The following is a 13,835-nucleotide window of genomic DNA, read 5'->3' on the forward strand; positions in this document are numbered from 1 at the left end:
TTATCGCAGCCACTCTTCTATAGATTGTAAAAAAAGACTTCCCCCGTGAAGGTTCAGTCTTTTCGGTAAAAGTCATGCATATGAATGCAGACCGGCAATAACTAAATTAACAAAAACGAGGTTGAACATAATAATAGCAAAGCCAATTACGCACAGCCAGGCTGAGCGTTCCCCATGCCATCCGCGGGTTAAGCGGAGGTGAAGATACGCTGCGTAAAACAAAAAGGTAATCAATGCCCATACTTCTTTAGGATCCCATCCCCAGAACCGTGTCCAGGCAATCTGGGCCCAGATCATCGCAAAAATAAGCCCTCCCAGTGTAAAGATAGGAAATCCTATTGCTATCGCTCTGTAGCTCAGTTCGTCAATCTTATCTGGGCTCACGCCGCGGATAAGCGGCTGCAGAAATTGACTTAACGGCTTGCGCAGCACAAGGCGTACAATGAAATATAAAACAATGGCTGCCGCAAATGTCCAAACGAGCGTGTTGGCATCATCGCTTCGTATCCATTCCGGAAGAAGGAAAAGAGGCTCCCAGCTTCCCTGTTGAATGAGCTCACCGTCGTTTGGCCCGAGAATCGGAGGCAGTTCGTAAATCATTTCTGCCTGCATACCATTTTCATCTGTGTACTGGAATACCGTCTGATAGCCAAATAGATTAAACGCGTAGCGTATTATCACAAAGGCTACAACGGTAAGCATACTGAACATAATAAATTCCAGCCAGAATACTTTTTTTCCGCCCCTTTTAAAATCAACTGTTCGGATCAAATAAATCAGGCCGGCTACAAACCCAATCCCCAGTATGCCCTGGCCAAGTGCCGTTGTGGTTACATGAATCTGCAGCCAATAACTCTGCAGAGCAGGTATTAACGGCTCCACTTCCGTTGGAAAAATGGAGGCATAGGCGATAATCAGCATAATGATCGGCATAGCAAACATTCCTAGTACATTGGATTTGTAAATGGAATACAAAATCAAAAAGGCAAATCCAATCGCTATACCGAGAAACGTCGTATATTCAAACATATTGCTGACCGGAGCATGACCGGAAGCCATCCAGCGTGTAATGAAATAGCCTATGGCAAATAGAAAGCCGCCTAAAGCTGCCAAAAATCCGAGCGTCCCCCATTTATTCCCATTCATATCACCGAATTTATCCCGCCATTTTCTGCCGGTTACAGAGACGGCAAAAAGAATAGTCGCGAGTAAATAAAGGAAAAAAGCCGTCAATAATAGATTTCCGCTGAGCTGCTCCATCGCTAGCTTCCCCCTTCTTGTTGTTTTTTCAGTTCTGCTTCTTGTTCTTTTTCAGCTACCTGGTCTACAGGAGGAGAAATACCAGCTTCTTCGTATAATGCGTCAAAATCACGCTTTAATGTCTGCCAGTGCTTGTTTGCGTGTCCCGCATACAGAAGTTTTCCGTTTTCCTTCTTCAGCCATATTCTTCGGTGGGACCAATAAGACCCCTGTGTTAAACCGATCATGAATATAATGCCTCCGACTGCAATAAAGGGAAGTGTGTTATCTTTTCGTACCGTCAGCCCGGTTACGTTTTTTGTTTCCACGTTCTGAAAACTCATCTCATAGTCGTTTTCCCCAAACACATCCTCGTTTCTCTGGATGCCTACAAAGCTGTACTCTCCTTCTTCCGCATGCTCTGGTGAAAACATTTGGAAGATAAACGCAGGATTATCAGGAATACTTGATGTCGTAGCCGGCTCTCCCTCTTCGTTGAATTCAAAGTTAGGGAAGTAAGAGTCAATGACGACGCGGTACCCGTCTCCTAAATCATACTCATTTTCAGGATTGAACAAATCGATGCGCAGCTCGCCTGCGCTTTCTCCGGTTTCTCTGTTTACCATTTCGAGGATCATTACATTTAATTCATTTAATTTATAGTCCACCTGATATAGGCTGAATCCGTCAAAAGCGAGCGGTTCATTTACCCGGATTTCATCACGTGTCACTTCCTCGAGTTCCGGTTCTTCGCCGATCGTTCCGCCTTCTTCACGCTGATAAACGACCGCATTGGTCTGGAAAGTCTCAACAATGTTTCCTCCGGCTCTCTCCAGAGCGGTAGCAAAGGTTTCATCTTCTTCATCATACATTTCCAGGAAGAACTGCTCGTTTTCTATGAAATATTCGCCTTCTGTCCCCGGCACCACTTCGGTTTCTCCTTCACGTACCCAGACGACTTCATCGACATACATTCCCGGAAAAAAGCGCAGCATCGCACCGGTTAAAAATATAATCAGCCCTACATGGTTGACGTAAGGACCCCATCTCGAGAAGCGGCCTTTTTCGGCCACAAGGTTATCTCCCTCTTCACGGATCGTAAATTTTCTTTTTTTCAGTACATCTTTCGCCGCTTCCAGCTGATTTTCGTCAGCTGGTACCGCCATTTCTCCGAACACCCGCTGTCTGCGCAGAAACCCTTCATTTCTAGTAACTTTCTGATGCTTTAATACCCGGTAAAGTGGTACAACCCGGTCAAGGCTTGCAATAATTAACGAAATTCCTAAAGAGGCAATCAGCGCCATATACCACCAGGAGCTGTACATATTATGTAATCCGAGCGTGTAATAAATTTGTCCGAGCACTCCGTATTCTTCCTGATAGTGATCGGCTGCTGATACGTTATTTGGAATGTACATTTCCTGTGGAAAAATAGTGCCGAGAGATGATGCGAGTAACGTTAGTACAATAATCCATATGCCTACTTTTACCGAAGAAAAAAAGTTCCAGATTTTATCGACAATGGATTTATTATATGTCTGGGAACGCCGCGCGACTCCCTCATATCTCATATCCACAAGCGTCTGCTGTTTTGCTTTTTCATTCAACGGTTTTCCGCATGCTTCACAAAGATCGGTTCCCTCCGGATTCGAGTAACCGCATTCACAAATCACTTTAGCCATAGAAACACCCCATTAGCTTACCCTGCCGGGCATCTGTTTCTTTATTTATTTGATAAAGCAGGCTTTCTGCTTGTGTAACGGAACAGAAAGCCTTTTATTATTCTTTTTCAGCCAGGTCACGCAGTTTTTTTATTTCGATTGGCTTTAGTTCTCTTGAATCACCGGGCTCAAGTCCCTGCAGTGTTAGAAAAGCGTAACTTTCCCGCTTCAGCTTAATCACCTTATGACCGATATGTTCAAACATCCGTCTGACCTGCTGGTTCTTTCCTTCGTGAATAGAAATTTCAATAATAGAAGAGTTTCCTGATTTATTGGATGATTTTACATTCACTTTGGCAGGAGCTGTTTTTCCATCTTCGAGATGAATGCCGCGCTCCAGTTTTTTAAGGTTTTCTTTTGAAGGTCTTCCTTCAACTTTCGCAATATATGTTTTCACAATTTTATTGCGGGGATGCATCATCAAATGGGCAAAGTCTCCGTCATTTGTTAAAAGAAGCACTCCCGACGTCTCATAGTCCAGGCGCCCTACCGGAAAAATACGCTGCTCTATATCCGGAAGAAAATCATTGACTACCTTACGTCCTTTATCATCACTTACAGCTGAAATAATCGATTTAGGCTTATATAGAAGAAAATAGACCGGCTGCTCCTTATCCAAAGGGACACCATCTACTTCCACCAAGTCATTTCCAACCGTTACCTTTGTTCCTAATTCTTTTACTACTTCACCATTTACAGTCACACGGCCTTCTTCCATCAGCTTTTCTGCTTTTCGTCTGGACGTGATTCCTGCACTTGCTATTACTTTCTGCAATCTTTCCATTTACTTCACCTCATCTTCTATATCATACGCATCATGCTGGGGAACCACAACCTTTTTCGGACCGGGAGCGCTTATCTTTCGTCTTCTTCCCATGTACCAATCCGGCTGAAAAATTGATCCGGTTCTTCCGTCTTTTCTTCGGTAAACTGATGAATATCCGGAAGCTCCTCCAGGGAGGCAAGCTCAAAGTATTCCAAAAAGCGTTTAGACGTACGATAAAGAATCGGCCGTCCTATTTTATCTGCTCTTCCTGCCTCTGCTATCAGTGCTTTTGCAACCAGTGTCTGGATAGAACTGCCTGAGCTGACGCTTCGTATCTCATCAATTTCGGTTTTTGTAATCGGTTCGTTATAAGCAACGATTGCCAGGGTTTCCAAAGCAGCCTGAGAGAGCTTCGGCCGGTCCGGTGTGATAACATATTGTTCAATATACGAAGCAAACTCGTCTTTCGTTGCCATGTGATAGGAAGTGCCTGCCTGTTTAAGGCACAGGCCGCCTTTTTTCTCTTCCATCTGCTGTTTCATTTCCTCCAGCAGAACAGAGCATTCTTCCAGGCTGATCTCCAGCAGAGCAGCAGCCTCTTCTACCTCTACTCCCTGCTCTCCGCTTACATAAAGCAGGGATTCCAGCACTGCCTTTTGTTTTTCATTATTGATCATACATCGTTCCTCCAGCGGTATGTACCTCTATGTCAGAGAAATTGCCATTTTGTGTACAGATAATTTTTTGCTGCTTCATCATTTCCAGCATAGCCAGAAAAGTAACGACCACTTTTGGTTTATCAGCTTCCCGAAAAAGATCCGCAAATAAACAGCTGCCATGCCGTGATGCTAAAATGCTTTCAATAGAACCAATCATTTCTTCTACAGAATAGGATTCCGGCTTGATCACTGCAGAGGAAGGTTTATTAAACGCTACGCGTGTCTGCAGCCTCTGCAGGGCATCGATCATATCATAGATCGTGACGTTATCAGGCAGCGCCGTATCTTCTTTCGTATCTTTATAATCCTGCCATGATCCGGAAAAAGGCTTTGTATAATAAGTGCCGGCTTCGGCTTCCTGCTCTTTTAAATAGCCTGCTGCTGCTTTATATTTTTTATATTCGGATAAACGGTAAATCAGTTCTTCCCGGGGGTCATAATCCATATCCTCTTCTTCTTCCCCGGTGAAAATCGGAGCCGGAAGAAGCATGCTGCTCTTGATCTCGAGGAGGGAGGCCGCCATCACTAAATACTCACTTGCTACATCAAGCTGCAGTTCCTGCATCGTCCGGACATAATCTAGATACTGGGCTGTAATGGCCGAAACAGAAATATTATAAATATCTACTTCTGATTGTTGGATTAAATGCAGAAGCAGATCGAGCGGTCCCTCAAATGCATCTATTTTTACGCTGTATTTCTTCATTTCTTTTCCCCTCTGCTCACTTTCACACATATAAATTATATCATATCCGTCCGCTGCTTAACGATAGGCGAATTTATGACGTTTAACGCCTTGGAGTAGATTAATGAAAAGCACTTGTGGTAAAGTTTAAAATATGTATTATGCTGTGTTTCAAAACTTTGTCAAAGAAAATATTCGACGAAAGCGAGGGCATGCTATGCCTCCTGTTTACTCTGACAGCTATATTCAATTTCTCATTCAATTTCACGGGTATCGTGACTACTTTGAATGTCATGAACTATTAGAAGAACACTGGAAAGAAAAAGAAGTAGGAATGCGCGACAAGCACTGGGTCGGCCTGATTCAGCTTGCCGTTGGCCTGTATCATCAGCGCCGCGGTAATTTCGCGGGCGCAGAGAAAGTTTTGCTGCGTTCTTCCGGCATCATTGCCGAGCACTCCTCTTCCCTGCAGCAGCTTTCCATTGATACAAATGAACTGCTGAACCGGATTTATTTACAACTCGATTTGCTTGCATCAAATGGGCCGTACGCGGATTTAAATATTCCGCTGACGGATGCCGGCCTTCTTCAGCACTGCAGGCAGGAATGCACAAGCCGACAGCTTGTCTGGCAGAATAAAAGCAACATGGATGATAAAGAATTAATTGACCGCCATACACGTCGGGACCGTTCTGATGTGATTAAAGAACGCGAGGAGCAGAAGCAGCGCAGACAGCAGGCTTCGAGCCGCTTCTCGTTTTAGTCCTCTTTCCCATGAAGAAAGCGTCCGCCTGTTACGAAGCGGACGCTTTTTTTACGTACTTTGAATTTCTTCCGGGCGACAGGAATCAAAAAAACTTTTCACTGCCTCGGAAGGAACCATATTTTTTTGAAGACGCTGCTGCATGTCCTCCACCATTCTTTTCCCCAGGCCTTCCCCGCGGTAAGATGGATTTACGCATAAATGCTGCAGCCTGACTGTTTTTTCATCTTCATTTACAAAACCAATAACCCCTACGATATCTTCCTTTTCTTTCCATAAAAAAAGCTCCCAGCTGCTTTCTGTTTCATACTTCTGCACGGTTTCAAGCAGTACTTTAATGCTCTTCTCATCCGGCGTGTAAGACAGCAGCCCCATTGCAATTTTTCGTTGTGCAGGTTTGAATTTCATAAACATATACATATACCCCTCATTACTTTAGAAAAATAGAAGACATATGCTTCTCAGCGGAATAATGCCCTGAAACAACACGAAAACATGGCGGTTGAGTCCGCCATGTTTCATGATTTATCGATATTGTACATGATTTAAATCAGTTTATCAAGATTCGCCATTTCAATTGCCGCAAGCGCGGCATCTGCGCCTTTATTACCGGCTTTTGTCCCGGCTCGTTCCACCGCTTCTTCAATCGTGTTCGTCGTTAATACGCCGAATATAACAGGAAGATCATAATTCATCGCTACATGCGATACTCCTTTGGCGGCTTCGGAGCAGACATAATCAAAATGAGGCGTCGCTCCGCGGATAACAGTCCCCAATGTGATGATCGCATCATATTTTTTCGACTGGGCCAGTTTTTTGGAAGCATAAGGAATTTCAAATGCGCCCGGCACCCACACCGTATCGATATTTTCTTCTTTTACTCCATGACGTTTTAAAGTACCAACAGCGCCTTCAAGCAGCCGTCCTGTAATAAAATCGTTAAAGCGTCCGGTTACTACTGCAATTTTTAAGTCCTGCCCTGTCATAGATCCTTCAAAATGTTGTCCCATGTCTGAAAACTCCCTTATCCTGTAGTGTATATTTTTTAGAAATGAAGCATATGTCCCATTTTTCCCTGTTTGGTGCGCATATATTTCTCGTTATCCTTGTTGAACGGCAGCTGAATCGGCACACGGTCGATCACTTCTAGATCATAGCCTTTCAACCCGGTAATCTTTCTTGGGTTGTTGGTAAGCAGATTCATTTTCTTTACCCCAAGGTCTCTAAGAATCTGCGCACCGATGCCGTATTCCCGAAGATCAGGTGCAAATCCAAGTTTTTCGTTAGCTTCTACTGTATCATATCCCTGCTCCTGAAGCTCATAGGCTTTCAGCTTATTGATCAGACCGATGCCTCTTCCCTCCTGGCGCATATACAATAAAATCCCGCTTCCCTCCTGTTCAATCTGGTGCAGGGCCGCATGAAGCTGTGGGCCGCAGTCGCAGCGGTGGGAACCAAATACATCCCCGGTCAAACATTCAGAATGCACACGTACAAGCACAGGCTCATCGGGAAGGATACTTCCCTTTACAAGCGCAATACTTTCTTTTTGATCAATAACGGAGGTGTACCCAAATGCCGTGAACTCTCCAAACTCTGTTGGCAGTTTCACTTCTGTTTCTCTTATAACGAGCTTATCTTTTTTATGGCGGTATTTAATAAGGTCCTTGATTGTAATCATTTTGACTTCATGCTTTTCAGCGATTTCCAAAAGTTCAGGTACGCGGGCCATTTCTCCGTCTTCTTTAATAATCTCGCAAATGACGCCCGACGGCTCGGCACCGGAAAGACGGGCCAGGTCAACCGCTGCTTCCGTATGTCCTGCTCTGCGGAGAACGCCGCCTTCTTTGGCAATCAGCGGGAAAACATGGCCGGGACGCTTCAGGTCAAGCGGCCGGGTTTTTTTATCAACAAGCGACAGAATTGTATCCGCCCGTTCTTTTGCAGAAATACCGGTTGAAGCACTTTTATGATCCACACTTACTGTAAAAGCAGTGCCGTGGGGATCTGTGTTATGGTCTACCATTGGAACGAGTTCCAATTCTTTGGCTCTTTGTTCGGTTATAGGCGTGCAGACAAGGCCGCGCCCGTGGGTAATCATAAAGTTAATTGTTTCCGGCGTGACTCTGTCGGAGAGCGCAACAAAGTCGCCTTCGTTTTCTCTATCTTCATCATCACATACGATAACTGCTTTCCCCTGCATTAATTCATAAATAGCTTCCTCAATTGTATGAAACATGGATTCATTTTCCATGATGCACCTGCCTTCTTTCTGTTGGAGTTTTACGCCTTTTTGTATTTTGTTTCAAGCAGGCGTTCCGTGTATTTCATTAACACATCGCATTCTACGTTGATAGGATCATTTATCTGCTTAGTAGACAAGTTTGTTTCTTCCCATGTATGCGGGATAATTGAAACGCTGATAGTAGATGTTGTATCGTCCACTCCAAATAACGTAAGACTTATGCCGTCAAGCGTCACAGAGCCTTTCAGCATCATATATGGCATCAGTCGTTCCGGCACTTCAATATGGATATACACCGCGTTTGCCAGCGGCTCCATGGATGCAATTCTTCCTGCCGCATCAACATGACCACTTACGAAGTGTCCGCCAAACCGGTTATTGGCTGCCATGGCTCTTTCCACATTTACAGGACTTTTCTCCTGAAGAGCCTGTAGACTGGTGCTTTTCATTGTTTCGGGCATAACATCCACCTGAAACATGTCTTCGTTAAAATCGGTTACCGTAAGGCAGACACCGTTAATGGAAATGCTGTCTCCTTCTTTCATATCCTGCATAATTTTTTCAGCTTTTATTTTCAGTTCCATATGCGATTCATGATCATTCATATGAGCGATCGTCGCTTTTTCTTCTATAATTCCTGTGAACATAGCATTCATCCTTCCTTTGGAAAAGCCGTCATCTTGATGTCTTCTCCCAATGTTTCCGTTGATTCAACGACCAGTTCCGCAGCGTGTTCCATTAGTTCAACTCCCCGTCCCCCAAATACTGGAAACGCGTCTTTTCCACCAATCAGCTTTGGCGCTATATAGTAGTGGAGTTCTTGAAAAGCAGCGGCTTCCAAAAAACTGCCGTGCACAGCGGCTCCACCCTCTACATATAAAGACTGGATATTTGTTTCACCCAGTTTTTTAAGAAGAACAGGAATGGAAATGGTGTCATCTAAAAGCTGGATTATTTCTGCTCCTGCCGCTTCCAGTGCCTGCTTTTTCTTTTCTTCCGCCCGGCTTCCGCAGACAACCCAGACGGGCGCCCCGCCGTCCTGCAGCATTCTCGCAGTCGGAAGCGTCCGCAGTGACGTATCCAGTACAATCCGGATCGGCTGCCTGAACGCGTGCTCGAGTCGTACATTTAGAGACGGATCATCTGCCGCGGCGGTTCCTGCACCGACTAATATTGCGTCGTGCTTCATACGGTTTAAGTGAACATCTTTTCTTGCATCTTCCCCTGTAATCCATTTACTGCTTCCGGCATAAGTAGCCGTTTTGCCATCCAGCGTTGCTGCAGCTTTAAGGGTCACATATGGGGTTCCTGTCTTCATATAGTGAAAGAAAAAACGGTTGATGTTATCTGCTTTTTCTTTCAGCACGCCGACATCAACAGGAATACCTGCAGCTCTCAGCTTTTCGATTCCGCTGCCTTTTACTTTAGGGTTCGGATCAACAGAAGCGACAACGACTCTCTGTACCCGGCTTTTAATCAAGAGTTCGGCACAGGGAGGGGTTTTCCCGTAATGGCTGCACGGCTCTAATGTTACATAGGCTACAGCGCCTTCTGCCGCTTCCCCTGCCATACGCACAGCATGCACTTCTGCGTGAGGCGTTCCCGCCTTTAGATGAGCGCCCATGCCGACGATTTGATGACTTTTCACTAATACTGCTCCAACTAAGGGGTTCGGTGAAGTCTGTCCGGAAGCAGAAACGGCCAGATCCAGCGCAAGCTTCATATAGGTTTCATCGTTCATTGTTATTACAGCCTTTCCCGCTGCCTCGATTAACAGACTTCGAGGCATATAAAAACCCCCGAAGGACTTTTCCTTCGGGGGAGTAATTAATCACGTTTAAATAAGCCCTGTGAACAGGTGCAAAAGGCCGCTGCTGCTCCACGTGTGTTTACACAGCAGGACAGCCTATTTAAACATGGTTTCCTTCTCCCATCCAGACTTTACTGTCGGCTTCGGAATTTCACCGAATCCACCGCTCTGCCTAAGCATTACGGGTCACGGACTAAAAAGAGCGAACTCTTTATCACCGCCGGTTGGGACTTTCACCCGACCCCGAAGGAACTGCCGCACGGCAGGTACCAATGTTATTTTCTAAAAAGTGTATACCTTATCATATGATAATCCAATGAGAAACGTCAACTAAAAATGCCTGACGGCCCCACTATGTAAAAAAAGGCGGGAAATACATAATTTATAACAAAGTCTGTACAGGGTCGCTTTCCGCAGGACGAGCCTTAAGCTACAGAGGAAAAGATCGACCTCTTTAACTTCATCGATGGCTGTTCTGCAGGAGCCTCCATCTGCCTTTTGCTTCATTGTTGACAAACGTTCTAAAGGATTCAAGATCTTGTATAGATATACGTGATGGCATGATGTCTCGACAATCTAAAAAAACCGGCATTCCGCCGGTTTTTTTAGTCTGTTATATAAGCAGCCTCGTGTATCCAGTGCAGCCCCTTTTACACGATAGAACCATTTACTCGCTCCAGACCTTTACTTCCTGCATAACGTCGCCCTGCTTGATTCTATCTACAGTATCGAGGCCTTCCGTTACTTTACCGAAAACTGTATGAACGCCGTCTAAATGAGGCTGTGGTTCAAAAAGAATAAAGAACTGGCTTCCGCCTGTATCTTTGCCGGCATGCGCCATAGATAAATAGCCTTTACCGTGCTTATTAGGATTTCCTTCTGTTTCGCATTTAATAGTATAACCAGGTCCGCCTGTTCCATTGCCGCTTGGGTCTCCGCCCTGGGCTACAAATCCAGGGATTACACGGTGAAAGTTCAATCCGTTGTAAAAACCTTTATTTGCAAGAGTTTCAAAGTTTTCTACTGTTCCTGGTGCATCCTGGTCAAAGAACTCAATTTGAATTTCTTCTCCATTTTCGAACTTAATGCTTCCTTTTTTCATTACAATCAACCACCTTTTTTTAAATGTAAAGCCCGGCTGGATAAAACCGGCTGTTCTATTATACCCTCTCTGCTGAGCGAAGGGGCAAATCATTTTTTAATAAATCTTCATACGTTTCTTTTCTTATAACAAGCTGAGTCGATCCGTTTTCTGCAAAAACGACCGGCGGCCTTGAAAATCGATTATAGTTATTGGCCATGGCGTACCCATAGGCTCCTGTGCAGAAGACTGCCAGCACATCATCCTCGGCAGGTTCCGGAAGAGGCAGATCCCAAATCAGCATATCTCCGGATTCGCAGCATTTTCCGGCAATGGCAAACGTATCTTCTGCTTTGTCATTTGCGCGGTTGGCAAGTATCCCTTCATACTCTGCATGATACAGGGCAGGACGAATATTGTCGGTCATTCCTCCATCAACTGCCGCGTAGCGGCGGACACCAGGAATGTTTTTCTGGGATCCAATCTTATAAAGAGTGGTTCCAGCGTCTCCGGTCATTGCACGGCCGGGCTCAATCCAGATTTCCGGCAGCTCCAGGCCGTGCAGCTCGCTCTGTTCCTGCACCGTATGAATTAAAGAGGTAACGTACTCCTCCGGCAGCAGCGGTTCATCCCCTTCTACATAACGGATTCCAAAACCTCCTCCGGCATTGAGTACTTCCGGCTCAAAATCAAGTTCTTCTTTCCAGCGGATAATCTGGCTGAACAGCTTTTCAATAGCCATTGAAAAACCATGGGTGTCAAAAATCTGTGAGCCGATATGGCAGTGAATTCCTTTTAACTGCAGATAAGGATGATCTTTCAGACGTTTAATTGCTTCGTCCGCCTGTCCGCTCGTTAAGTCAAAGCCGAATTTAGAGTCTTCCTGTCCCGTTGAAATATATTCGTGCGTATGCGCTTCGATTCCAGGAGTTGTACGAATCAGCACGTGCGGAGATTTTTTCATTTTTTCGGTCTGCTCTTTTAGCATATCGAGTTCATGAAAATTATCTACCACAAAACAGCCGACATCCAGATCAAGTGCCATTTGAATTTCCTCAAGGGATTTATTGTTTCCATGGAGGTGTACACGCTCCATCGGAAACCCTGCCCGCTTAGCCGTCAGCATTTCTCCGCCTGACACAACGTCCAGACTTAAGCCCAGTTCATCGGCAAGCTGAACCATCGCAATGCAGCTGAATGCTTTGCTTGCATAAGCTACCTGATACTGCATGCCTTCTGCTTCAAAAGCTTTTTTAAAGCCTCTTGCCCGGCGTCGTATAAGCTCTACATCGTATACAAAAACAGGCGTCCCGTATTCTTTTGTAATATCCATCGTATCTACGCCGCCTATTTCCAGGTGGCCTTTATTATTTATTTGGCTGGTGCCGTGTAAATACATCGCTTTTCCCCCTACTCCCATTCAGTGATTTATATTGTAGCATCTATTTGCAGGAGTACAAAGAAAAACTCTCGCGGCTGTTTTTACGTCCTATTTTATACGATCGTGTCGTGAATAAGCGGCTCGGGTACAACTTCTGAATCGGAATATTCATAAGCCTCTCTAACAATAGCCGAAGCCTCTGCAGCTTCCGTCTGATTGGCGTGCAGGACAGCCAGCACATCGCCTGTCTGGATGCGGTCTCCGATTTTTTTGCGGAGTTCAATTCCCACTGCGTAATCAATTTCATCTTCTTTTGTGGCCCGGCCGGCTCCCAGGGTCATTGCGGCACGCCCTATTTCTGACGCTTTCATTCCACTCACAAACCCATCTTTTTCTGAAATGACTTCTATTAGATGCGCGGCATTGAGCAGAAGGCCCGAATCGTCCACTGAAGAGGCGTCACCGCCCTGTGCTTCAATAAACTGCTTCATTTTTTTCAACGCTTCTCCATTGTCAATCACCTGCTCTACCAGTTTCACGGCTTCCTCCAAATTGGAGGCTTTATCAGCCAGCACGACCATATGGGCAGCAAGCGTAACGCTTAAATCATGAAGATCTTTCGGTCCTTTTCCGTTTAATGTATCAATAGCTTCTTTCACTTCGAGCGCGTTGCCGACAAAACGTCCCAGCGGCTGATTCATATCGGATATAACTGCCATGGTTTTCCGGTCCAGGGATTTCCCTATATCGACCATCGCGCCTGCAAGCTCTCTTGCTTCTTCGACGCTTTCCATAAACGCCCCGCTGCCTGTTTTCACATCAAGCACAATAGCATCGGCCCCAGCGGCAATTTTTTTGCTCATTACCGAGCTTGCTATTAATGGAATGGAATTTACTGTCCCCGTTACATCCCGGAGCGAATACAGCTTCTTGTCAGCCGGCGTCAGGTTACCGCTTTGTCCGGCAAGCGCAATCTTGTTCTCATTAACAAGCTTAATAAACTCGTCCTGGCTGATTTCTGTTTGAAATCCTGTAAAAGCTTCCAGCTTATCAATTGTTCCTCCTGTATGACCGAGGCCGCGTCCGGACATTTTTGCTACCGGTATGCCAAGTGCAGCCACAATCGGACCTAGAATAAGAGTTGTTTTGTCTCCTACTCCGCCGGTCGAATGTTTGTCGACTTTGACTCCTTCGACGGCAGACAAGTCAAGCTGGTCACCGGAAGCAGCCATAGCAAACGTGAGTGCTGCGGCCTCGGACTGGGTCATTCCTTTAAAATATACAGCCATCGCAAAGGCCGCTGCCTGGTAATCAGGCACCGTACCTTTCGTATATTCGTTAATAAACCATTCTATTGCTTCCTGCGGAAGTTCTTTTCCGTCCCGTTTATCTGTAATGATATCAACCATTCTCATCGCATCTGCC

Annotated in this window: 14 protein-coding genes and 1 riboswitch; of the genes, 1 reads left to right on the forward strand and 13 read right to left on the reverse strand. The window is 45.4% G+C overall.

The genetic code is table 11. The features are described from left to right. Positions 1-72: 72 nt before the first annotated feature. From ccsB to AC5W2J_RS06350, 5 genes are all read right to left on the reverse strand, one after another. Positions 73-1,260, reverse strand: coding sequence for a c-type cytochrome biogenesis protein CcsB (gene ccsB, locus AC5W2J_RS06330; protein WP_496058645.1), 1,188 nt, complete (start codon positions 1,258-1,260; stop codon positions 73-75). 2 nt (positions 1,261-1,262) lie between these two features. Next, positions 1,263-2,921 (reverse strand): cytochrome c biogenesis protein ResB, encoded by a 1,659-nt coding sequence (gene resB / locus AC5W2J_RS06335; protein WP_496058646.1) that lies wholly within the window; start codon positions 2,919-2,921, stop codon positions 1,263-1,265. A gap of 97 nt (positions 2,922-3,018) precedes the next feature. Continuing rightward, complete coding sequence (locus AC5W2J_RS06340; protein WP_496058647.1) at positions 3,019-3,744, reverse strand: pseudouridine synthase; 726 nt, start codon at positions 3,742-3,744, stop codon at positions 3,019-3,021. Between the two features lie 71 nt (positions 3,745-3,815). Continuing rightward, positions 3,816-4,403, reverse strand: a complete 588-nt coding sequence (gene scpB / locus AC5W2J_RS06345; protein WP_496058648.1) for an SMC-Scp complex subunit ScpB — start codon at positions 4,401-4,403, stop codon at positions 3,816-3,818. After that, entirely contained in the window at positions 4,393-5,151 is a 759-nt protein-coding gene (locus AC5W2J_RS06350) for a segregation/condensation protein A (protein WP_496058649.1), read from the reverse strand. The genes scpB and AC5W2J_RS06350 overlap by 11 nt, the downstream gene beginning before the upstream one ends. Positions 5,152-5,347: 196 nt before the next feature. On the opposite strand from AC5W2J_RS06350, the gene AC5W2J_RS06355 reads away from it, so the two are divergent. Next, complete coding sequence (locus AC5W2J_RS06355; RefSeq protein ID WP_496058650.1) at positions 5,348-5,893, forward strand: DUF309 domain-containing protein; 546 nt, start codon at positions 5,348-5,350, stop codon at positions 5,891-5,893. 51 nt (positions 5,894-5,944) lie between these two features. Here the strand turns inward: AC5W2J_RS06355 and AC5W2J_RS06360 are convergent, their stop codons facing one another. The 8 genes from AC5W2J_RS06360 to AC5W2J_RS06395 form a co-directional block, all read right to left on the reverse strand. Next, complete coding sequence (locus AC5W2J_RS06360; protein WP_496058651.1) at positions 5,945-6,301, reverse strand: GNAT family N-acetyltransferase; 357 nt, start codon at positions 6,299-6,301, stop codon at positions 5,945-5,947. A gap of 137 nt (positions 6,302-6,438) precedes the next feature. Beyond that, on the reverse strand, positions 6,439-6,903 hold the full coding sequence (ribH, locus tag AC5W2J_RS06365; RefSeq protein WP_496058652.1) for a 6,7-dimethyl-8-ribityllumazine synthase: 465 nt from the start codon (positions 6,901-6,903) through the stop codon (positions 6,439-6,441). A gap of 35 nt (positions 6,904-6,938) precedes the next feature. Then, entirely contained in the window at positions 6,939-8,132 is a 1,194-nt protein-coding gene (locus AC5W2J_RS06370; protein WP_496058941.1) for a bifunctional 3,4-dihydroxy-2-butanone-4-phosphate synthase/GTP cyclohydrolase II, read from the reverse strand. A 44-nt stretch (positions 8,133-8,176) separates the two neighbouring features. Beyond that, positions 8,177-8,794 (reverse strand): riboflavin synthase, encoded by a 618-nt coding sequence (gene ribE, locus AC5W2J_RS06375; protein WP_496058653.1) that lies wholly within the window; start codon positions 8,792-8,794, stop codon positions 8,177-8,179. Further along, positions 8,791-9,879: a bifunctional diaminohydroxyphosphoribosylaminopyrimidine deaminase/5-amino-6-(5-phosphoribosylamino)uracil reductase RibD gene (ribD, locus tag AC5W2J_RS06380; RefSeq protein WP_496058942.1), complete on the reverse strand. Its 1,089-nt coding sequence runs from the start codon at positions 9,877-9,879 to the stop codon at positions 8,791-8,793. Before ribD ends, ribE begins: the two co-directional genes overlap by 4 nt. 177 nt (positions 9,880-10,056) lie before the next feature. Further along, positions 10,057-10,203, reverse strand: a riboswitch (FMN riboswitch). Positions 10,204-10,615: 412 nt separating this feature from the next. Next, a complete protein-coding gene (locus AC5W2J_RS06385) occupies positions 10,616-11,050 on the reverse strand; it encodes a peptidylprolyl isomerase (RefSeq protein WP_120193303.1) in 435 nt (144 codons plus the stop codon). A 58-nt stretch (positions 11,051-11,108) separates the two neighbouring features. Continuing rightward, a complete protein-coding gene (gene lysA, locus AC5W2J_RS06390) occupies positions 11,109-12,428 on the reverse strand; it encodes a diaminopimelate decarboxylase (protein WP_496058654.1) in 1,320 nt (439 codons plus the stop codon). A 95-nt stretch (positions 12,429-12,523) separates the two neighbouring features. Beyond that, the gene (locus tag AC5W2J_RS06395) at positions 12,524-13,825 is read right to left on the reverse strand and encodes a pyrimidine-nucleoside phosphorylase (RefSeq protein WP_496058655.1); all 1,302 of its coding nucleotides are present in this window, start codon (positions 13,823-13,825) and stop codon (positions 12,524-12,526) included. Between the last annotated feature and the right edge of the window lie 10 nt (positions 13,826-13,835).

The sequence above is a fragment of the Sinobaca sp. SA16-1 genome (assembly GCF_059510515.1).